At 36.6% G+C, this 21,357-nt stretch carries 19 protein-coding genes; 10 read left to right on the plus strand and 9 right to left on the minus strand.

The window, feature by feature from the left end; genetic code table 11:
- Positions 1-4: 4 nt before the first annotated feature.
- Together EO766_RS00240 and EO766_RS00245 are read right to left on the minus strand one after the other, a co-directional pair.
- Positions 5-727, minus strand: a complete 723-nt coding sequence (locus EO766_RS00240; protein WP_074419855.1) for a copper homeostasis protein CutC — start codon at positions 725-727, stop codon at positions 5-7.
- Positions 728-1,849 (minus strand): glycosylasparaginase, encoded by a 1,122-nt coding sequence (locus tag EO766_RS00245; protein WP_081301261.1) that lies wholly within the window; start codon positions 1,847-1,849, stop codon positions 728-730.
- Between the two features lie 123 nt (positions 1,850-1,972).
- On the opposite strand from EO766_RS00245, the gene EO766_RS00250 reads away from it, so the two are divergent.
- The 5 genes from EO766_RS00250 (at position 1,973) to bshB1 (ending at position 6,194) form a co-directional block, all read left to right on the plus strand.
- Positions 1,973-3,274 carry an NAD(P)/FAD-dependent oxidoreductase gene (locus EO766_RS00250; protein ID WP_074419854.1) on the plus strand — a complete coding sequence of 434 codons (1,302 nt, stop codon included), beginning with the start codon at positions 1,973-1,975 and terminating at the stop codon, positions 3,272-3,274.
- On the plus strand, positions 3,231-4,292 hold the full coding sequence (locus tag EO766_RS00255; RefSeq protein WP_081300521.1) for a phosphotransferase enzyme family protein: 1,062 nt from the start codon (positions 3,231-3,233) through the stop codon (positions 4,290-4,292). Before EO766_RS00250 ends, EO766_RS00255 begins: the two co-directional genes overlap by 44 nt.
- A gap of 70 nt (positions 4,293-4,362) precedes the next feature.
- Positions 4,363-4,854, plus strand: coding sequence for a YajQ family cyclic di-GMP-binding protein (locus EO766_RS00260; RefSeq protein ID WP_074418578.1), 492 nt, complete (start codon positions 4,363-4,365; stop codon positions 4,852-4,854).
- Between the two features lie 190 nt (positions 4,855-5,044).
- The gene (locus EO766_RS00265) at positions 5,045-5,296 is read left to right on the plus strand and encodes a type B 50S ribosomal protein L31 (RefSeq protein ID WP_068244709.1); all 252 of its coding nucleotides are present in this window, start codon (positions 5,045-5,047) and stop codon (positions 5,294-5,296) included.
- A 163-nt stretch (positions 5,297-5,459) separates the two neighbouring features.
- Entirely contained in the window at positions 5,460-6,194 is a 735-nt protein-coding gene (bshB1, locus tag EO766_RS00270; RefSeq protein WP_074419853.1) for a bacillithiol biosynthesis deacetylase BshB1, read from the plus strand.
- Between the two features lie 13 nt (positions 6,195-6,207).
- Here the strand turns inward: bshB1 and EO766_RS00275 are convergent, their stop codons facing one another.
- Entirely contained in the window at positions 6,208-6,813 is a 606-nt protein-coding gene (locus EO766_RS00275) for an HD domain-containing protein (RefSeq protein WP_074419852.1), read from the minus strand.
- Positions 6,814-6,916: 103 nt separating this feature from the next.
- On the opposite strand from EO766_RS00275, the gene EO766_RS00280 reads away from it, so the two are divergent.
- From EO766_RS00280 to EO766_RS00300, 5 genes are all read left to right on the plus strand, one after another.
- Positions 6,917-7,993 (plus strand): 3-oxoacyl-ACP synthase III family protein, encoded by a 1,077-nt coding sequence (locus tag EO766_RS00280; RefSeq protein WP_074418624.1) that lies wholly within the window; start codon positions 6,917-6,919, stop codon positions 7,991-7,993.
- Positions 7,994-7,999: 6 nt separating this feature from the next.
- Entirely contained in the window at positions 8,000-8,812 is an 813-nt protein-coding gene (locus EO766_RS00285) for an N-acetylmuramoyl-L-alanine amidase (RefSeq protein ID WP_074418623.1), read from the plus strand.
- A gap of 82 nt (positions 8,813-8,894) precedes the next feature.
- Positions 8,895-10,049, plus strand: coding sequence for an acyl-CoA dehydrogenase family protein (locus EO766_RS00290; protein WP_074419851.1), 1,155 nt, complete (start codon positions 8,895-8,897; stop codon positions 10,047-10,049).
- 44 nt (positions 10,050-10,093) lie between these two features.
- Positions 10,094-11,278, plus strand: a complete 1,185-nt coding sequence (locus tag EO766_RS00295) for a hypothetical protein (protein ID WP_074418536.1) — start codon at positions 10,094-10,096, stop codon at positions 11,276-11,278.
- Positions 11,279-11,287: 9 nt separating this feature from the next.
- Positions 11,288-11,956 carry a YggS family pyridoxal phosphate-dependent enzyme gene (locus EO766_RS00300; RefSeq protein ID WP_074418537.1) on the plus strand — a complete coding sequence of 223 codons (669 nt, stop codon included), beginning with the start codon at positions 11,288-11,290 and terminating at the stop codon, positions 11,954-11,956.
- Here EO766_RS00300 and EO766_RS00305 read toward each other — a convergent pair.
- From EO766_RS00305 to EO766_RS00330, 6 genes are all read right to left on the minus strand, one after another.
- A complete protein-coding gene (locus EO766_RS00305) occupies positions 11,953-13,053 on the minus strand; it encodes an SGNH/GDSL hydrolase family protein (protein ID WP_074418538.1) in 1,101 nt (366 codons plus the stop codon). The genes EO766_RS00300 and EO766_RS00305 overlap by 4 nt on opposite strands.
- 12 nt (positions 13,054-13,065) lie before the next feature.
- A complete protein-coding gene (locus tag EO766_RS00310; RefSeq protein ID WP_074418539.1) occupies positions 13,066-14,358 on the minus strand; it encodes an amidohydrolase in 1,293 nt (430 codons plus the stop codon).
- A 71-nt stretch (positions 14,359-14,429) separates the two neighbouring features.
- A complete protein-coding gene (locus tag EO766_RS00315; RefSeq protein ID WP_074419850.1) occupies positions 14,430-15,953 on the minus strand; it encodes a serine hydrolase in 1,524 nt (507 codons plus the stop codon).
- A 99-nt stretch (positions 15,954-16,052) separates the two neighbouring features.
- Positions 16,053-16,919: a TraB/GumN family protein gene (locus EO766_RS00320; RefSeq protein WP_074418392.1), complete on the minus strand. Its 867-nt coding sequence runs from the start codon at positions 16,917-16,919 to the stop codon at positions 16,053-16,055.
- 97 nt (positions 16,920-17,016) lie between these two features.
- Complete coding sequence (locus tag EO766_RS00325) at positions 17,017-20,208, minus strand: efflux RND transporter permease subunit (protein WP_074418393.1); 3,192 nt, start codon at positions 20,206-20,208, stop codon at positions 17,017-17,019.
- Positions 20,209-20,233: 25 nt separating this feature from the next.
- Complete coding sequence (locus tag EO766_RS00330) at positions 20,234-21,340, minus strand: efflux RND transporter periplasmic adaptor subunit (RefSeq protein ID WP_074418394.1); 1,107 nt, start codon at positions 21,338-21,340, stop codon at positions 20,234-20,236.
- Positions 21,341-21,357: the final 17 nt, after the last annotated feature.

Here is a 21,357-nt window from a genome sequence, read left to right on the forward strand (position 1 = left end):
TGTGTTAACATTGTTGCAGTATTTGTTTTAATGCTGCAATTTCTGATGCATCTACCATTATTCTTTCGCTTTTGTCCTGCATGGCATCTACCCAAAATTGCATGGGCGATGGTTCCAATTTTTTTGCACTGCTATGCACTTCATCTGTTCCGGTAAATAAAAGCAACTCCTCCAGATTACTGCTTCTAATACCTCCTCCCGGCACAATCACAATTCTGTCTGACGCTGCTACAATTAGTTTTTGTATTAATGCTTTTCCCAATAAAGCATTGGGCTGTTGTCCACTGGTTAAAATACGCTGACAACCACATTGAATAATATTTTCCATGGCTTCCAATGGTTGTTTGCACCGATCAAATGCCCGGTGAAAGGTAACTTCCATTGGGTAAGCCAACGCTGCTAATTGCTGTGTTCTTGCTATATCAATACTGCCGTCGGTTTTTAAAATGCCAATTACTACGCCATCAAAACCCATTTGCTTGCAAAGTTTAACATCTGCCTGCATGGCTGCAAACTCTGCATCAGTGTACACAAAATCTCCGGCTCTTGGGCAAATCATTACGAAAAGTGGCAGATCAATCTTTTGTCGAACCGTTTTTAAATATCCATAGGAAGGAGTAGTGCCGCCATTTTCATAGTTTTCACATAATTCAAGTCGATTGGCACCGGCTTTATAAGCAGCGATAGCAGACTCAATTGAGAAAACCGCTATTTCAATTAGTTTCATTTATGGTAATATAAATTTTGCGTCTTCTAAAAAGTTTTTATCATCTGCAAAACAAACTGCATAATTAAATCCTTTCTGTAAACAATAGCCGCCATATTCTCCTTTTTTATTCAGAGCCACAAAACCTATTTGAATTTCTTTTGCTTTACTGCCTTTAATTTTTGCAATTCTTTCAACCGCCATTTTACAGGCTTGTTCCGGCGGCCATCCCTGCCGCATCAGTTCAACCACTGTATGCGAACCACAAATTCTAATGATATCTTCCCCCTGGCCGGTAGCAGCAGCAGCGCCTACCTCGTTATCCACAAATAAGCCGGCACCAATTAGCGGCGAATCGCCTACACGGCCATGCATTTTAAAGGCCTGACCACTGGTGGTACAGCTACCGCTTAAATTGCCGGCACTGTCTAACGCCAACATAGCAATGGTATCATGATTCCATTGTCCGGTTTCTAATTTTGCGGGAACCGAAGTGGGCACAAAAGAAGTTTTTCCTTCATTCCGTTCAATGTTGATAATAGGTTTATATTCACTTTTTTTCAGCCAGTTTTCATAAGCTTTTTTGGCTTCATTGCTAAGTTGCTCCGGTTCCAAAATAAAGCCTTCGGCAATGGCAAACTGTTGGGCTCCTTCACCAGCCAATAAAACATGAGGTGTTTTCTCCATTACCCTTCTGGCTACTGAAATGGGATGCTTAATGCGTTGCAAACAGGCAACCGCACCGCAGTTAAAATTTTCATCCATAATAGAGGCATCTAATGTAACATAGCCATCTCTGTCAGGATTGGCACCTAACCCTACACAACAATTGATGGATGATTCAGTAACCATTACCCCTTTTTCAACTGCATCCAATGCACGTCCGTTATTTTTTAAAATAAGCCATGCGGCTTTATTGGCGGCAATACCCGCATCCCAGGTAGCAATAACAATTGGTTTTTTAACCGGCCCGGCAAAGCCCGACAGCCTGTTTTTCGGCATAGCCAATGCAGTCAATCCTAAAGAACTCAGCGATAAAAAATTTCTTCTTTCCACAATAAAAAATTTAGTTTGTCTGAAGTAGTAATTTGTTGATTTAAAGATAACACATTCAGTACTATCATCATCGGGATATTGATGCATGTCAGCAATGTTTTCATGATTTTCTTTTCTGAAAAGGTAAATGAACCCTTTTAAACAGGTGTACCTTTACAAAAGCAGCGGAGTGTGGCAAGCAACTGATTATTCATCATAAACGGAATCATTATGAAAGTGGTACTCATTGGAGCAGGATTTGCAGGTTTAAAAATTGCACGAACATTCAACAATCAAAAAGGGATTGAATTATTGCTTTTGGATAAATACAATTACCATCAGTTTCAACCTTTATTTTATCAGGTAGCAACTGCTGGCCTTGATGCCAGTAATATTTCTTTTCCGCTCAGAAAAGTGTTTCAGAACAGTAGCAATATACATATTCGGATGGCCAACGTTTTATCCGTCGATACGCATTTTAAAAAAGTGCATACAGATATTGGTAATTTTCATTATGATAAACTTATTATTGCTACAGGGGCCGACACCAATTTTTTCGGCAATAAAAAAATTCAGGAAGCAGCATTACCCATGAAGAGTACTGTTGAGGCGTTGCAATTACGTCATCGTTTTCTGCACAATTTAGAAGAAGCACTTCAAATCACAGACAGAGCCATTTTGGCAAAATTGCTAACGGTAGTTGTTGTGGGAGGCGGGCCAACGGGGGTGGAATTGTGTGGTGCTTTGGCCGAAATGCGCAATTTGATATTACCGAAAGATTATCCTGAATTAGATTTTTCGTTAATGAAAATTTTTCTGATTGAAAATAATGTACATACACTGGCTGCCATGTTTGAAAAAAGCAGGATTCAGTCAGAGCAATATTTAAAAAAATTAGGAGTGGATGTGTTAACCGGAATATCTGTTTCTGATTATGATGGCGAAACAGTAGTTTTAAACAACGGTAACAGTATTGCTTCTAATACATTAATTTGGGCAGCAGGTATTAAAGGTAATGTACCCACTGGGCTTGACGAAAGCCTTATTGTGCATGGTAATCGTATAAAAGTAAATCGATTGAATGAAGTAATTGGTGTACCGAATATTTATGCAGTAGGCGATGTAGCTTATATGGAAACACCACTGTATCCGCATGGTCACCCACAGGTGGCGAATGTAGCAATAACACAAGGGCTGCAATTGGCTAAAAATTTATTACACCCCGGCAATCCTCAACCGTATGAATATCACGACAAAGGAAGTATGGCAACAGTTGGCAGAAACTTAGCGGTGGTAGATATTCCAAAACCCCGATTACATTTTGGTGGATTTTTAGCCTGGTTGGTATGGATGGGATTGCATCTCTTTCTATTAGTAGGTGTAAAAAACAGGATTCAGGTTTTTATAAACTGGATTTACAATTATTTTACAAAAGATCCTAACCTTCGTTTAATATTTAGAGAATTTTATAAGCCAAAGCATCCGATACATGTTACCACCTCATCTGTTACAACAACTTCAACAGAAATATAACTGGACAGGAAATATTCAGGTTCAGCAAATATCTGACGGACTGATTAATCATACCTGGAAAGTGATTACCAATACTGGTGATTTTATTTTGCAGGCTATCAATACCCATGTTTTTCCACATCCGGAAAAAATGGATGTAAACCTGCAAATGCTTGCTGCCTATTTTTTTAAAGAAGCGCCGGATTATTTATTTGTTGGCCCGATTGCAAATGTTGATGGGAAAACAATGATGGTTGTTGACAATACATTTTACCGGGTTTTTCCTTTTATTCAAGGTTCACATACCCAGGAAATCTTATCAAGGTCGGAAGATGCATTTGAAGCTGCTCAGCAATTTGGAAAGTTTACCGCAGCATTGGCACATTTCAATACCAATCATTTACAAATTACCATCCCTTTTTTTCACCATCTTTCATTTCGCTATTGGCAATTTAAACAAGCCTGGCAACAGGCTGATGATGGGTTAAAAAAGCAGGCTCAAAAATATGCCACTCAAATTGCCGGACAAACACAAATTATAGAAAAGTTCAATTATTTCATTCACAAAAATACTTGTCTGCAAAGAACCATGCATCATGATACAAAAATTTCAAATATATTGTTCAATGAAGCAGGAAAAGGTGTGGCGGTAATTGATTTAGATACAGTAATGCCCGGATTTTTTTTCAGTGATATGGGTGATATGATGCGCACCTATTTAAGTCCGGTTGGCGAAGAAGAAAAAGATATCTCATTGATTGAAGTAAGACCTGATTTTTTGCAAGCTGTAACCGAAGGGTATCTTTCAGCAATGGTGCATGTGTTGACTGATTTTGAGAACGAACATTTGTTGTATTCTGGCCAGATAATGACATATATGCAGGCCTTGCGGTTCTTAACAGATTATTTGCAACATAACTGTTATTATGCCTGTAGTTATGCAGATCAAAATTTAGTGCGAACTGCCAATCAATTACAATTATTGGCTCAGATGCAAAACATAAGTACTCCAAAACCGAAGCAGTATTTTATAAAATAACTGACTTATGTTCTGCCAGATGTAAATCATCAATATTTGCGGCATTTTTTATCTTTGTAAAAAAATTATTATGCCTTCATTTGATATAGCCAGTAAAGTAGATTTACAATTGTTGGATAACACCATCAATGCGGTTAAAAAAGAAATTCAGGGGCGCTTCGATTTTAAAGATTCTCCGGTAATCATTGAACTTAATAAAAAAGATTTTACAATTATGCTGGAGGTGGAAAGCGATATGAAAATGAAGCAGGTGATTGATATTTTAATTAGCCGTGGCATGAAACAAGGTATTTCTGCCAATGCTTTTGATTTTGAAAAAGATGCTTATCCAAGCGGAAAAGTGATCAAAAAAGAAGTGGCCGTAAAAAATGGCCTAAAGCAAGATAATGCCAAAAAAATTGTAAAATCAATCAAAGACAGCGGTTTAAAAGTACAAGCGGCTATTATGGATACCATTATTCGTGTTACGGGTAAAAAAATTGATGACCTGCAGGCGGTTATTAAATTGTGTAATGAGCAGGATTTTGGCGTTCCACTTCAGTTTGAAAACATGAAATCTTAAATAAATTTGGTTTTTCTGACAGTTTAATAGCTTAATATAGAGGTTTGTTGGAGTTTTTACTCATCTAAATGCTAAAAAATTGTGTAACAATCATCTTAATTTTGGTAAAAACTTACCCAACCCTTATTTTTGCACCCTCAAAAAAAATTAATAATCGTACGGCCAAACCGTACCACCTAAATCATTCATTATGAAGAAAGGTATCCATCCCGAAAGTTACCGCTTAGTGGTATTTAAAGATATGAGTAACGGGTACTCATTTTTAAGTCGTTCAACTGCTGCTTCTAAAGAAACTGTTGCATGGGAAGATGGCAATGAATATCCATTAATTAAATTAGAAATTTCTAATACTTCGCATCCTTTTTATACCGGCAAAAATGTATTGGTAGATACTGCAGGCCGTATTGATAAGTTCAAGAAAAGATATGCGAAGAAAAGTTAATTTACACGTGAGAATAGAGCAAGAACCCGGTCTTTTAAACTGACTGGGTTTTTTGTTTTATTGAACAATAGCTTTGCTTAAATTTATAATAAATATGCAACCTTTCAAATAGAATACTGTTGAAATGATTGAAAGTTGTAACGTTTGAATAAAATTGTAAAAGATGAAATTAGATATTTTAGCTTTTGGTGTACATCCCGATGATGTGGAATTAGGTTGTTCAGGCACCATTATGGCTGCAGCTGCAGAAGGGAAAAAAGTAGGTGTTGTAGATTTAACAAAAGGTGAATTAGGTACCCGCGGAACGGCAGAAACCCGTTTGCAGGAATCTGCAAAAGCTGCAGAAATAATGGGTGTATTAGTGAGAGAAAATTTAGAAATGGCCGATGGTTTTTTTGTACATGATGAAGCTCATCTGCGCAAAGTAATTACCGTTATTAGAAAATATCAACCCGAAATTATTTTATGTAATGCACCTGAAGATCGTCATCCGGATCATGGTCGAAGCGCAAAATTAGTAGCTGATGCAGCATTTTTAGCAGGGCTGCGAAAAATTGAAACAACAGATAATGAAATACTACAGGAAAAATGGCGTCCAACTTATGTTTTTCATTATATACAAGACCGGTTTATTCAACCATCATTTGTTATAGATATATCTGCTTATATGTCCCAAAAAATTGAGGCAGTATTGGCATATGCTACCCAGTTTTATAAACCCGATGTAAACTTAAATGAACCTCAAACATATATTTCATCTCCACAATTTTTAGAAACCGTAAAAGCCAGAGCTATGATGCTGGGTAAAAGAATAGGAGTGGAATATGCCGAAGGCTTTATTTCCGAAAAGGTATTGGGCATTCGTTCTTTTGATGCTATTGTGAAAAATGTTACCTAATACAATAAAAGTATTAAGGTAACGTAACCGCTTGTTGTTTAGCAATAATAAAAGCAATCAGTTCATCCAACTGTATACCGGCACGGGTGCATGCATCTTGTATATCTTCTCTGGAAACATTTGCTGCAAATGATTTTTCTTTTAATCGCTTTTTAACGCCTTTTACATCCATGCCTTCATAACCATTGGGGCGCATTAAAGAATATGCATGTATTAATCCGGAAAGTTCATCAAATGCATACAGCATTTTGTCCATTCTGGTTTCAGGTACTATCCCAAAATGTGCAGGCCCATGTGAGGCAATGGCATGTATAATTTCAGGATCAATATTTCTGATTTCTAACTCTTCAATAATTTTGCTGCAATGCAGTTCAGGCCACTGATCCCAATCTGCATCATGCAATAATCCCGCCATTTCCCATTTCCATTGTGTTGCTTCAGGCAGTTGTTCAATTTCTGCAGCCCAGCATTGCATTAAATGGGCTACTTGCAACATGTGCAATTGCAGTTTAGGATTCAATACCCAAGCCTGCATTAGTTGCATGGCATCTTCTTTTGTTAAAACATTATCCTGATTGGCCGGATTGCCAAAAACAGTTCTGCCTAAATATAACGACATATATTTTTTTGGGTAAAGATACAATCCTGAATAATTTTTTAAGGTCTGTACTTTTGTGTGTGAACTATCCTTACTTTTAAAGTTCACTATTATACCAACTATAATGCCTGCATTACGAACAGTAATTACCGGTACGGGATGTTATATACCTGAGGTAATAAAATCGAATAAAGATTTTTATGTAAACCATTTTTATGATGAAAATGGACAACCCATCGCTTTGCCATCTAATATTATTGCCGAAAAATTTAAAAATATTACCGGGATTGAAGAACGGCGTTATGCACCGGGTAATATGAATAATGTTGATATGGCTATTGCAGCAGCCACTGCCGCTATTGCAGATGCCGGAATTAACAAAGAATCCATCGATCAAATTATCCTGGCGCACAATTTCGGTAATGTTATTCAACATACCATACAAACAGATACCATGCCTGCATTGGCTTCAAGAGTAAAGCACGGTTTAGGAATTAAAAATGCACAATGTATTCCTTATGATATTGTGTTTGGTTGTCCGGGTTGGCTGCAAGGTATTATTCAGGCCGATGCATTTATAAAAGCAGGTGTTGCAAAAACATGTTTAGTAATTGGTGCGGAAACCTTATCGAGAGTAATTGATATTTATGACAGGGATAGTATGATATTTTCAGATGGCGCAGGAGCCTGTATTGTAAGTGCAAAGGAAACAGATGAAGCTGTGGGTATTTTATCCTACAGTGTCCAGTCGCATGCATTAGAAGAATTAGATTATTTATATATGGGTAAATCTAACTTTCCGCATTCTGATCCACGTATTCGTTTCATTAAAATGAAAGGAAGAAAAGTGTATGAATATGCCATGCGTTATGTATCCGCAGCTATGAAAGATTGTTTAGATAAAAGTGGAGTGGATATCAAAACTTTAAAAATGATTTTTCTCCATCAGGCTAATGAAAAAATGGATGAAGGCATTGTTAAAAAATTGTATGAGTTATATGGCATACATGAATTACCACCCTGTGTTATGCCCATGAGTATTCATACATTAGGCAATAGTTCTGTTGCAACAATTCCTACATTATTAGATTGGGTTCGGAAGGGGCAAATTCCGGATCACCATCTTCAGCCGGGCGATACCATTCTTTTTGCTTCTGTAGGTGCAGGAATGAACATTAATGCTATTTGTTATAAATATTAATTGGTTATGAAAAAATATCTTATTCTTTGCACTTTTATAGTTGGTATCTGTGCTTGTTCCCGCAATCCTTATCAGTTAACCAACAGAACCTATAAAAAAGAAGTATCTCGTTTTAGCCGACAGCTAAAAATAATTCCTGCAGTTCCTGCAAATGATACCATTCAACAGCCACCTTATTTTGTTGGAACCACCAACTTTAATTTACGTAAACCCAATTACGTTATTATACATCATACCGCACAAAATAGCTGTCCTGCAACACTTAAAACCTTTACCAAACCTGCAACACAGGTTAGTGCACATTATGTAATATGCAAAGATGGAACAGTATACCATATGTTGAACGATTATTTAAGAGCCTGGCAGGCAGGAGTAAGTAGTTGGGGAAATGATAAAGACATCAATTCATCTTCTATTGGAATTGAATTAGATAACAATGGCTTTGAGCCATTTGACAGTGCACAAATCAACAGTTTGTTAAGTTTGTTAAGCCGTTTAAAACAAATATATCATATCCCAACACCCAATTTTATTGGGCATGGCGATATTGCACCCACACGTAAAAACGATCCCAACTACCGTTTCCCATGGCAATTATTGGCGCAACATGGTTTTGGCAATTGGTATGATGCAATAATTACTGACACTATACCCGATGCATTTAATACCTTAACGGCATTGAGGGTTATTGGTTATAATGTAAAAGATACTGCTGCAGCCATTATTGCTTTTAAACGTCATTTTCTGCAGGATACAACACCCGGCATGACCGCACCGGCAAGATTAGTACTTTACAATCTTCAAAAAAAGTATATGTAACAATTGAAAATAAAATTCCTTTGTACAAATAATGGTTACTAACAATCGTTAGCTTATTTTTGTGTGCATTAAATTAAACGCTATGGATTTTAAGTTGAGTGAAGAACATTTGATGATTCAAAAAGCTGCTCGTGATTTTGCCAAAAACCATTGTTTATGCGGTGTAATTGAACGCGATGAACACCAAAAATTTCCGAAAGAACAAATAGAACAGTTGGCCGATTTAGGTTTTATGGGCATGATGGTAAAACCAGAATATGGCGGTGCAGGAATGGATACCATTAGTTATGTTTTGGCCATGGAAGAAATTAGTAAAATTGATGCCAGTACCAGTGTGTGTATGAGTGTAAATAACAGCTTAGTATGTTATGGTTTACAGGAATTTGGTACAGAAGCCCAAAAACAACAATACCTCACACCGCTTGCACAGGGGAAAAAAGATGGTGAACTCTATATTGGCGCATTTTTATTAAGTGAACCGGAAGCGGGCAGTGATGCTACCTCACAGCAAACAACTGCTGAAGATATGGGTGATTACTATTTATTGAATGGTACAAAAAATTGGATTACCAATGGTTCAAGTGCCAGCGTTTACTTAGTAATGGCTCAAACACATCCTGAAAAAGGTGCGCATGGTATCAATACATTTATTGTTGAAAAAAACTGGCCAGGTGTTACAGTTGGTGCCAAAGAAAATAAACTAGGTATTAGAGGCAGCGATACACATAGTATTTTGTTTAATGATGTAAAAGTGCCTAAAGCCAATAGAATTGGGGAAGATGGCTTTGGATTTAAGTTTGCCATGAAAACACTGGCAGGTGGCAGAATTGGCATTGCATCTCAGGCATTGGGTATTGCAAGTGGGGCTTATGAACTGGCATTGCAATATGCCAAACAAAGAAAAGCTTTTGGAAAAGAAATTGCCAAACATCAGGCCATTCAATTTAAACTTGCTGACATGGCCACCCGTATTGATGCTGCCCGTTTGCTTTGTTTAAAAGCTGCCTGGGAAAAAGACCATGGAATGAATTATGACATTAGCAGCTCAATGGCCAAAGTATATGCGAGTGAAACGGCCATGTGGGTTACTGTTGAGGCGGTTCAAATTCATGGTGGATACGGTTACGTGAAAGAATACCATGTTGAACGATTGATGCGTGATGCAAAAATTACCCAAATTTATGAAGGCACCAGTGAGGTGCAGCGGATCGTAATTAGCAGAAATATTTTAAAATAAGCAAATCCGTTTTGCAGTTATTTGAGTAAGTTTACATAACTGCAATGAAAAAAATCAGCTTCATACTATTTATCTTTTTTTGCAGCCATTTGCCAACCGGATTGATGGCTGCATCAACTGATACGATTAGTGCTCACATGCTGATTCATTTATTAGCTCAACAACAGGTGCAGTCTGCAAAGTTTTTTACAACAGGCACTTTTCCATCATACAGAACATACCGGTACAATACAACTAAACCAGATGATAATATATTTTTTACGGGACTCATTGTATTCACACTAAAACAATTATATCCTTTAACAGACAGTGCCGATAAAATTTTAATTGATTCCATCATTGAACGTGCAAAGCCTGCTTTCAAAAAATTTAAAAATAAAACGGGGAGAAATACTTATAATTTCTGGTCAACCTATCCTCCTGAAGTATTTCCGAATGGTGGTTGTTTAAATCTGAAGAACCGATCTATGGCGCTTCCCGATGATATGGATGATACGGTAATTGATTTGTTGGCTTTAGGCACAGATAGCACTTCTGCCAGTGCAGTACATTTACTGATGCAACAATATACCAATCATTTAAATGGTAAAATAATTCGCAATACAAAGAAGTCACTTAAAAAATTACCGGCATATTCTACATGGTTTGGAAAAAAAATGCCCATTGAGTTTGATGTATGTGTGTTGGCAAATATACTCTATTTTGTGCAGAACAATCATTTACTTTTCGCAAAAGCAGATAGTGCTACAGTAGAACTTTTAAAAATAAGTATTGAAAAAAAATACATTTTTAAAAGCACTACAATCGTATCCCCAGAATATCAAAGAACTCCGGTAGTTTTATATCATTTTGCCCGTTTAATGAGTTTGTCTGGTTTTGATTTACTTCACGAATTTAAACCTGTACTCGTGCAAAAAGCGCATCAAATTTTATCAAATCCATCTACCAATTATTTTGATAAAATAATTGTTGCAACCGCTTTATTAAGATGGGGTGAAAATATTAATGCTCCCTTAAAAATGGGTGTACCTCAAATCCAAAACTTTTTTAGGAATAATCAATTTGTATTTTTTAAGGCCAATATGAGTTCTATATTACCTAATCCTTTTAAAATGATATTTGAAAAACTGAATATTGGGCAGTTTAATTATTTTTCACCAGCATACAATATTGTTTTGTTATTAGAATATCTTTTGCTGCAACAACAATACAATCAGGGACATCCTTAATTTTGTATTATGGCAGTAGCTATTGAAACATATCAAAATATTCTACAAGAATTAAATGCAAGGCATACCAGGTTAATTGCAGTAAGTAAAACCAAACCGGGTGAAGATATTTTACAACTATATCAATTAGGCCAGAAAGATTTTGGGGAAAATTATGTGCAAGAGTTAGTAGATAAAGCTACTAAACTGCCAACTGATATTCAATGGCATTTTATTGGTCATTTACAAAAAAACAAAGTAAAATACATTGCACCTTTTGTTTATTTAATTCATGGGGTAGATAGTTTGTCTTTACTGGCTGAAATTAATAAACAAGCGCAAAAATGTAATCGGGTTATTGATTGTTTATTACAAATTTATATTGCAAAAGAAGAAACAAAGTTTGGATTGAATGCGGAGGAACTAATCGAAATACTATCAACTGTTCAATCAGGTATTTTTTCAAATATTCGGTTAAAGGGTTTAATGGGTATGGCAAGCTTTACTGAAAATCAATCTCAAATTGAATCAGAGTTTCAATATTTGAAGCATTTGTTTGAAAGCTGTAAAAAAAAATATCAAAAGTTATCAGATTTCACCATTCTTTCTATGGGAATGAGTAACGATTATAAAATTGCCATTGCATGTGGCAGCAATATGGTGCGTATTGGCAGTTTGTTATTTGGGAAACGTGCTTAATGAGAAGCGATTTGCTTCCAGTGCATCAGATCATTTGCAATATAATCGGTAAGTTGTTTTGCAATCAGTTGTTGTTGTTGTAAATCGGGATGATTATCACATCCGCCATTATAAGCCTGTTTTAAAAAATATTTACTGATTTTTCCATCTTGCACACACCAGTTATTTTGAACTACAGCAGTAATGTAGCGTTGTAAATTTGCATTCAAACTACTATCCGCCATCGGACTGGATAAACAAATAATCTGTGCGTTCGGATATTGAGTTCTGATAGTTTGCAAAAAATAAAGATATTGTTTACAATAGTAAGCAGAATCTTGTTTGCCATCATTTTGACCTAAACAAATGGTTACAACATCCGGCTGATATTTTGAAAATTGCCATGGAATTCCGTTCGGTTGGAGATTTAATTGATTAAATATGTTTGTAATATTAAATGCAATATTGCAGTAGCTATGCACCAATCCAATGCCCGAGTAAGCGGTTAAATGCCACTGTGCATTCAGGTTTCTTGCTGTTGTGGGGCCATAAGCAAAATAAGTGTTGTGCTGGTCTTGCCAAACTCCTGCATGGCAAGGCACCACCGATTGATCACTACCTGTACCGCAGGTTATGGAGTTGCCAATACATTCTATCCGTTTGTTGGGTAATGGTGGTGGTTCAAGCAATGCATTGCAAAGCATCCCTGCAAATTCCATGTAACCAATATTGGTTTCTGTATTTTTACACAACACTATTTTATGAGCACCATTTTTTAAATTATAAAAAGAAAGTGTATCTCTTTTTTGCTGTAAACGAATACGATGATAAATGTAATTATCAATTACCACTTCAACATAATTATGGGCATTGGGGCTGGGTACTTCATCCTGCACAATGAATTTGCACGATGAGCCATTGAATGAAGTTGTTACATACACACCCAGCGCCCAATATTTAGGAAGCGCCGGATTGCTAAAATCTATTCTCCCAACATATTGAAATTTTGGATTATCGGCTGAAAAAAAGCGAAGGCTTTGAGCATTTAACTGAATGTTGCAACCCAAAAGCATAATAACTGCAAAGCATCTGGAAAAAATCCTGCCCAAAAATTTCATTCTATGTTTGTATTATTTGTGTGTGTTTGCATATTGAAATACAATCTGACAAAAAGCTTTTACACCTACAGACAACATACTGTCATCAATATAGAAATCCGGAGTATGATGTGGTGGCGCTTTAGCAGGATCCATTCCCTTAGGCATTCCACCTAAAAAGAAAAAGAATGCAGGCGCTTTATCACCATAAAAAGAAAAATCCTCGGCTCCGGTAGTCCAGTCAGATTCTGATACATTATTTTTCCCTGCAGCCAGTTCTAATGCCGGTAAAGTTGCTTTCACTAAATTGGGGCTATTGTAAGTAACTTCTGTTTTTGTATCAATAGAAACTGTTGCAGTAGCACCGGATGCTTCTGCAATTTTTTCTGCAGTGCGTATCATTCTTTCATGCACATCTTTCTGCATTTTACTGTCTAAAGTTCTAATGGTGCCTTCCATTGTTAATGTTTCCGGAATAATGTTGCTGCGCACACCACTATTAATTTTACCAACAGTAATTACAACAGGTGCTTTGGTTAATTCTTCCTGTCTGCTTACAATGGTTTGAAAGCCCTGAATAATTTGTGCAGCTATTACAATAGGATCAATTCCGCTCCAGGGTTGTGAGCCATGCGATGATTTACCTTTTACTTTTACGGTAAACCAATCGCTGGAAGCCATGGTAGCTCCAGATTTATATTTTATTTTTCCGATTTCGGTTTGAGAATTGATGTGTAAACCAAAAATAGCATCTACTTTCGGATGGTCCATTACCCCTTCTTTAATCATTAAAGGTGCACCACCTTCTTCATTACCGGGAGGGCCTTCTTCGGCAGGTTGAAATATGAAAACAACGGTACCGGGTACTTCATTTTTTATTTTTGTAAGCACTGTAGCCGTTCCCATTAAAATAGCAATATGAGAATCATGCCCACAGGCATGCATTACGCCCACCTTATTGCCTTCATATTCTCCGGTAACTTTACTGGCAAATGGCAATTGAATGCGTTCAACAACAGGTAGTGCATCTATATCGGCTCTTAATGCTACAACGGGGCCGGGCTTGCTGCCTTTTAAGATGGCCACTACACCGGTTTTAGCAACAGGATATTGTACATCTAATCCTAATTTTTTTAAATAAGCTGCAATGTAGGCGCCTGTATTGTATTCTCTGTTCGATAATTCAGGGAATTGATGGAAATGTCTTCGCCAGGCAATTACCGAATCATTTAGAGCATTTGCATAAGTATTAATGGTATTTGTTTCATTTTGCGCAAATGCCAGTGAAGGCAGCATTAGTAAAAACAGTAGTTTGGCAACTTTCATAATGTTCGTTTTGATGGTTGGTATTCAAATGTAATGATTGCTTGGTATAAAATTACTTACTGCTGGTTACATTATTTTTTTATAAACAGATAGGGATCAAATTCAACAAAATCGCTGGCTTTAATTGGAATGCCTGTTACGGTATTATTTTTGGTTAAAAAGGAAGTGGTAAAAACGCCAAAAGCCGGGTTGTTATATGTGAGCAGCCATTCATCATTATCCAAATATTGCAGTGTTGCCAGTAAGTTTTGATGGCTGTTGAATTTGATCAATAAATTGCCTGGATTATTTCTTTCTTCAGAAATAGTGATCGTTCCATATAATGTATTTTCATATTGACCGGTATAGGATTTTAAAGGTAACGGTGGTGTATTGCCTTTAATTCGATCTTTCCATCCATCTATCTTTTTTATTTCCCTTGTTTCTTCATCTAAAAATCCGGGCAATACTGTTTTACTTAAATTTTCAAAAGGTAATTTTAAATAGGCATTTAAAATTTGATAGCGTAGTAATTCAAAAAAATCCTGATTATCCTGATTGGTAAGAATGGTGATACCCAGATTTTCTTCGGGAACAAAACAGGTATTGGTTACAAATCCAAATGCCCCACCGGTATGCCAGAAAATCTGTTTGCCATGGTAATCAGTTTCGAATATACCGAGTCCATAACCACTAAAATGTGAATCACCTCTTTTACGGCTGGAGATGATGGTAGCCATATCTCTGGTTGTTCTTAGAACTTCCCAGGGAACAATTCTTTTGCCATTATACCTGCCACTGTCTAATTGCATCATCAGCCATTTGGAAAGGTCGGAAACACAACTTAACAAACTTCCTGCCGGGCCTAAATTATCTACCTGATCGTAGGGGAGCAGCTGTAGTTTGCCCGCGAATGCAGTCGTATGTGGCTTAGCAGCGTTGGGCATTCTGCTGATACCATAGCCTAAGGTTTGTGTATGCTCCATTCCTAATGGTTGTATTAAACTATCGTATACATAAACTTCCCAGGGTTTTCCGGTAACTTTTGGTATAATTTCACCTGCAGTTAAAAAGCAGCTATTGCAATAACCAAAATCCTGCCTGAAAGTACCCGATGGTTTTAAATAGCGCATTTTGTACATGATTTCATGCCGCGAATTTTTGCTGTCCCAAAAAGAAAAATCGCCTTGAAATGTTTTGGTACCCAAATGATGCGATAGCATATCATGAATGGTTACCATTTTGGTTACGGCAGAATCATACAATTGAAAATCGGGAAAATATTTTATAATCTTATCATTTAACGAAAGCTTATGATCATAAGCCAATTGTGCAAGTGAGGTAGCTGTAAATAGTTTTGAGTTACTGGCTATCATAAAAAGCGTGTTTTCATCAACCGGCGCTTTTGTTGTAACATCTCTTACGCCAAAGCCTTTCATTACTATTATTTTACCATCTTTTATAATCGCAATGGCTAAACCGGGAATATTCCAGTCCTGCATGCCCTGCTCAATGTAGGTATTTAAACTATCTTTAATAAAAGTAGGTTGCGCATTTAGCTTGGTTGTGCCGGTACAAAGCAAAATGAAACTTAGAAAGCAGATCAATTTTCTCATAAAAATTAAAATATTGAGTGGAAGGTACTACATGCAAAGTGAACTGTTTCAAATTGCTTTAAAAATATTCGTTTTCATCAGTTATCATAGCATCTATTCTTATTGGAATAATATTGGCACAACAGTATAACCTTGTTTACGGAATAATGCAATTAATCCTTCATTTCCACCTAAATGTCCGGCACCAACAGCTATAAAACAGGAAGTTGCTTGCATTAATTGTGTTATTTTGGCTACCCAATTTTTATTGCGCTGAACCACCAGTTCATTTTGGTATTGTAGTAAATCATCCTCAGTGGTCAGACTTTGTTGAATGCTATCTATGTTCATACGTTTGTACATTGCCACCATATTTTTAAGTTCTATTTTCGACCGATTAAAATGCAGCAGCGTTTCTTTTAACATATTGGCTTGTTGTTGGTAAGGTATGTCATCCAATATTTTAAATTGAAAACCGGCTGTTTCTAAACCCTCAATTGGAATATGATACTGTTCTGCAATTTTTTGAATAGAAGTTTCTAAAGAAATGGGAGTGCAGCCCATTAATGCAGGATATAAGAACGAAGTAATTAGAATGGGTTTATAAAATTGAAAAAAACTGAGATTAATATTTGTCTTCTCTTGAAAAATATGATTCATAGAATCATAAGCAGGTGTGGATACAAAATTTTTAAGTGTTTGATTGTTTTGCATGGTCATTTCCTGCATCATGTTATTAAATAGAGCAGGGTCGTCTAATTTAATTTCAAAATAAACGGTATCAACTTTTTGAATGATGCTGGAAATGGTATCTGGAAGTATAAATTCATTAGGGCATAATAAGTGGAAGGTACCGAAGATATAGGCATTGGCTGGAAGATGATTGCCTGATATGCGCCAGAGCAATGATTGTTGTTGCGGCTCTTGTGCCTGTAATAGCAATGGTAATAAAAATAAAAAGAGGTAATATTTCCATTTTGTATTCATGTAATAGTTTTTTGATGAGGAAGCAATAGAGCATAATAAAGCCGCTTCGTGAAGATAAGAAGCGGCTTTTAATTTCTACTAAAATTAATATAGAGCATTAGCTCTTTGTTTCAGTAGAATTATCATTATCTGTAAGTGACTTATGTTTATTATCTACATTTCTGTAAGCCCATCCAAAGATTAATGGGAATACCCATAGCGAGAAGATCATGGCACATAAAATACCTCCAATTACAACTCTGGCCAAAGGTCTGGAACTTTCAGAACCAATACCATGCGAAATGGCCGCAGGCAATAAACCAATGGCTGCCATTAAGGCGGTCATCATTACAGGGCGTATGCGCGATTTAACCCCTTCTTTAATGGCTGAGTATAATGTATTGGACGCACCCTTTATGTTTTCAAGATTGTGCTTAAATACCGTTATCAGTAAAACCCCATCCTGAATACAGATACCAAATAAGGCTATAAAACCAATACCTGCGGAGATACTGAAATTGGTACCCGTTATATGCAGTGCTGCAATTCCACCCACTATTGCAAAAGGCACATTTAAAAAGACAAGCCCGGCATCTTTTAAATTGCCAAACATGGTAAACAGCAATAGAAAAATTAATAATAAGCTGATGGGAACTACCTGTGCCAGTCTATGTTCGGCTCTTTTCTGATTTTCAAAATCGCCCTGCCATGCCATGGTGTAACCACGTTTTAATTGAACAGCCTGATCAACTTTTTTCTGTGCTTCTGCAATCGTACTGCCCATGTCTCTATCGCGTACAGAAAATTTAAGTGCAGAGTAACGTTGGTTATCATCCCTGAAAATTAAGCAGGGGCCTGTTTTTTCTGTGATGGTGGCAATTTCTTTAATGGGCACTTTAGAGCCACTTTGTGTTGGCACCAAAAGGTTCCCAATATCTTCCGGTGTTTTTCTGAAATTTTCCGGAAGGCGAATACGAATATCAAATGTTTTAATACCCTCATACAATGTTGAGGCTGCTAAACCACCTATGGCCATAGCAACCACTGCATTGGCATCGGCAGTGGCAACGCCATACATGGCCATTTTGTTCTGATCAAGATTTACATCTAACTCCGGTTGCCCAATGTTATGGATCACACCCAAATCGGTAATGCCACGAACATTTTTTAAAATATTATATACTTCCTGAATTTTGCCTTCCATATAATTTAAAGAATCACCATATACTTTTACACTGATGGAACCTTTTACACCGGAAACAGCTTCTTCTACATTATCCATAATGGGCTGCGAAAAATTTAGATCAATACCTGGTATATTGGATAAGGATTTGTTCATTTCTTCAATCAATTGATCCTTAGTGATGTTCGGCTTCCAGGAATCTTCTGGATACAGCATCACAGAAAATTCATTGTTGTAAAAACCTGCTACATCGGTACCATCATCTGGACGGCCGGTTTGTGATACGGCATATTTTACCTGAGGAAATCCCATTAATATTTTTCGAATCTGTGTTGAAATTTCAACCGATTTATCTAAGGAAATGCTGTAAGGTGTTTGTACCCTTAACCAGATAGAACCTTCATCTAATTCAGGTAAAAACTCAGATCCCAGGTATTTGAAAGAATAAAGACCACCTACCATAATTACCAATGCAATGGGTACAACCCATTTTCTTCTTTTGTAAGCACCTGCAAATCCTTTCTGCATAAAACCAGTGAGGGCTTCTACAAAAGGATTGTGTTTTTCGTGCACATTTTTTCTAAGCAATAAGTTTATTAAAACAGGTACCAGTGTTAGTGTAGTAATCAGTGCACCCAATAAGGCAAAACCCAATGTATAAGCCAATGGAGAGAACATTTTCCCTTCCACTTTCTGAAAAGCAAAAATGGGTAAGAGGCCTGTTATAATAATCACTTTTGCAAAGAAAATAGCTTTTCCTAATTGGGCTCCATTTTTCCTGATTAACCCTAGTTTGGCAATTTTATTGAATCGCTCCATACCCATTTCTTTGGCTTTATGGTCAAGTATTACAAACATACCTTCTACCATGACGACCGCACCATCTATAATAATACCAAAGTCAACTGCACCCAATGATAACAAATTGGCACTCATGCCCATTAAGCGCAAACAAATAAAGGCAAACAACAAGGCCATGGGAATAATAATGGAAACAATTAAAGTTGTACGCCAGTTAAACATGAAGAGCGAAACCAATAAGGTAACCAGCAATATGCCTTCCACCAAATTATGCAGTACAGTATGTGTTGCATAATTAATTAAATCAGTTCTATCGTAATAAGGAACAATTTGTGTATCAGCAGGTAAAATAAACTGATTCAGTTTATCTATTTTATCTTTAACTGCATTCAATACTTTAGTAGGATTTTCACCTTTTCGCATTAAGATAATGGCTTCTACCACGTCGGGTTCATCGGTTTCAACTCTTGTTCCATCTTTGTTTATCAAGCCATTTGAACGAGCTACCCAGCCTAAGCGGGGCAAGTTGGAAATTTCAACATTAGCAACATCTTTTACCAGTACCGGTACTCCGTTGATGTTTTCAATAATGATGTTTTTGATTTCATTAATATCATTCAATAAACCAATACCTCGCACTACAAAAGCCTGGTTATTTTGAATAATAACATCTCCACCAATATTAATATTTGTTTTTTGTACAGCAGTAAACACATCGAGCGGAGTAATACCCAGATTGGTGAGTTTTTCCGGGTTTACCTGTATTTCATAAGTTTTAGTTTTTCCGCCAAAACTTACAATATCGCCAACGCCGGGAACGGAGCGCAATTGACGATCAATGACCCAGTCTTGCATGGTTTTTAATTCTCTTACATCTCTGATATTGCTTTTGAGAGTATAGCGATAAATTTCGCCGGTAGGCCCAGTAGGAGGTTGAACTGAAGGATTAACGCCGGCAGGAAGATTGGCATTACCCAACAAATTCATTACTTGCTGACGGGCTTGTGGGTCTTTTACATTATCATCGAATATCAGTTTAACATACGATAAACCAAATATGGTAGAGGAACGAAGACTCACTTTATCCTGTACCGGATTCATGGCCAGTTCAATGGGAATGGTAACAAATTTTTCTACTTCTTCTGCGCTTCTGCCCGGCCATTGAGTAATAATGCTGATTTCAGTATTGGTAACATCAGGAAATGCTTCAATGGGCATATTTTTAAATGTTACAATACCCACTATGATCATAGCCAGCGATGCCAATAGTATAAAAAATTTATTTTTAAGCGAAAATCCAATTACGCTTTTTAATATTTTAATCATTGCTTTAGTTTGAAATAAATGAAAACTAATTGTTTAGGGTATCGTAAATTAAAATGGCCTGCGATGCAATAATGCGATCTCCCACTTCAATACCCGAAGCGATATAAGTTTTATCTCCAATCGTATTAATTACTTCTACAGGTGTAATCACGGCTACACCGTTACCCTGATACTTCAGCACATAATACCTGCTGTTATCAAATACCAATGCTTTGGATGAAACACAAATAGCTTGTTTATTTTCTTTATTGGTAATTAAAATACTTGCAAACATTTGGGGTTTTAATGCATAATCATTATTTGGCAATACTACTTTAACTTTCATTACTTTATTGGCCGGGTCTAATACATTCATCATTTTATCAACCTTTCCTTTAAAAATTCTGTTGGGATAAGATATGGTAGTAACGTCAACGGGATCGCCCAGATGAATTTTACTGATGTTTGATTCATATACATTGGCATAAATCCATACATCTTTCAAATCAGAAATGGTGAAAAGATTATTACCATTATCAGTTCTGATAGCTGTATTGTTGGTAATATTTTTTTGAACAATAAAACCACTGATAGGTGCTTTAATCACATAATTACCCTGTGTATTGTTGCCATTAATTTTTAAAATTCTATTCACCATTTCTAATTGGGCAACTGCCTGCTGGTAAGCTGCTTCGGCAGCATTCACATCCAATTGCGAAGCAAGTCCGCTTTTAAACAAGTCGCGCTGTGCATCTAAATTTTTCTTGGCAACTGCCAGATTTGTTTCTGCATTTACTAAACTATTACTGTAACCGGCCATTTCGCTACTTTTTACAATAGCCAGTACCTGGCCTTTTTGTACATAATCGCCTAACTGTACTTTTACATCTTCCACATTACCACTCACCAACGGATAGATATTTACCTGCTTATCTTGATTAAAATCTACTGTTCCGGTTAATGTTAATGCTTCAACGAGCGGACATTTTTGTACAGTATCTATTTTCAATGTTTTCAATAACGAGTCGGGAATTACATATTGTAGCCTCGTTTCTTTTTTTGCTGTTTCATCTTTACAGGCACTCATACTGCATGCAGTAATTGCAATAATAAATGCGGGCAATACCCATTTATTTTTAAAAATATGTTTCATAAATCAATAATTCAGGG

Origin of the sequence: Hydrotalea sp. AMD (assembly GCF_004100315.1) — a bacterium.
Taxonomy (GTDB): Bacteria; Bacteroidota; Bacteroidia; order Chitinophagales; family Chitinophagaceae; genus Hydrotalea; species Hydrotalea flava.

What these genes read in the sequence shown, in the direction of transcription:
- EO766_RS00280 (WP_074418624.1), top strand. Translation starts at nt 6,917, where the DNA reads ATGCCTGCATTACGAACAGTAATTACCGGTACGGGATGTTATATACCT.
- EO766_RS00245 (WP_081301261.1), bottom strand. Translation starts at nt 1,849, where the DNA reads ATGCATCAATATCCCGATGATGATAGTACTGAATGTGTTATCTTTAAA.
- EO766_RS00240 (WP_074419855.1), bottom strand. Translation starts at nt 727, where the DNA reads ATGAAACTAATTGAAATAGCGGTTTTCTCAATTGAGTCTGCTATCGCT.
- EO766_RS00305 (WP_074418538.1), bottom strand. Translation starts at nt 13,053, where the DNA reads ATGAAATTTTTGGGCAGGATTTTTTCCAGATGCTTTGCAGTTATTATG.
- EO766_RS00300 (WP_074418537.1), top strand. Translation starts at nt 11,288, where the DNA reads ATGGCAGTAGCTATTGAAACATATCAAAATATTCTACAAGAATTAAAT.
- EO766_RS00315 (WP_074419850.1), bottom strand. Translation starts at nt 15,953, where the DNA reads ATGAGAAAATTGATCTGCTTTCTAAGTTTCATTTTGCTTTGTACCGGC.
- EO766_RS00285 (WP_074418623.1), top strand. Translation starts at nt 8,000, where the DNA reads ATGAAAAAATATCTTATTCTTTGCACTTTTATAGTTGGTATCTGTGCT.
- EO766_RS00250 (WP_074419854.1), top strand. Translation starts at nt 1,973, where the DNA reads ATGAAAGTGGTACTCATTGGAGCAGGATTTGCAGGTTTAAAAATTGCA.
- bshB1 (WP_074419853.1), top strand. Translation starts at nt 5,460, where the DNA reads ATGAAATTAGATATTTTAGCTTTTGGTGTACATCCCGATGATGTGGAA.
- EO766_RS00310 (WP_074418539.1), bottom strand. Translation starts at nt 14,358, where the DNA reads ATGAAAGTTGCCAAACTACTGTTTTTACTAATGCTGCCTTCACTGGCA.
- EO766_RS00330 (WP_074418394.1), bottom strand. Translation starts at nt 21,340, where the DNA reads ATGAAACATATTTTTAAAAATAAATGGGTATTGCCCGCATTTATTATT.
- EO766_RS00275 (WP_074419852.1), bottom strand. Translation starts at nt 6,813, where the DNA reads ATGTCGTTATATTTAGGCAGAACTGTTTTTGGCAATCCGGCCAATCAG.
- EO766_RS00260 (WP_074418578.1), top strand. Translation starts at nt 4,363, where the DNA reads ATGCCTTCATTTGATATAGCCAGTAAAGTAGATTTACAATTGTTGGAT.
- EO766_RS00265 (WP_068244709.1), top strand. Translation starts at nt 5,045, where the DNA reads ATGAAGAAAGGTATCCATCCCGAAAGTTACCGCTTAGTGGTATTTAAA.
- EO766_RS00290 (WP_074419851.1), top strand. Translation starts at nt 8,895, where the DNA reads ATGGATTTTAAGTTGAGTGAAGAACATTTGATGATTCAAAAAGCTGCT.
- EO766_RS00325 (WP_074418393.1), bottom strand. Translation starts at nt 20,208, where the DNA reads ATGATTAAAATATTAAAAAGCGTAATTGGATTTTCGCTTAAAAATAAA.
- EO766_RS00255 (WP_081300521.1), top strand. Translation starts at nt 3,231, where the DNA reads ATGTTACCACCTCATCTGTTACAACAACTTCAACAGAAATATAACTGG.
- EO766_RS00320 (WP_074418392.1), bottom strand. Translation starts at nt 16,919, where the DNA reads ATGAATACAAAATGGAAATATTACCTCTTTTTATTTTTATTACCATTG.
- EO766_RS00295 (WP_074418536.1), top strand. Translation starts at nt 10,094, where the DNA reads ATGAAAAAAATCAGCTTCATACTATTTATCTTTTTTTGCAGCCATTTG.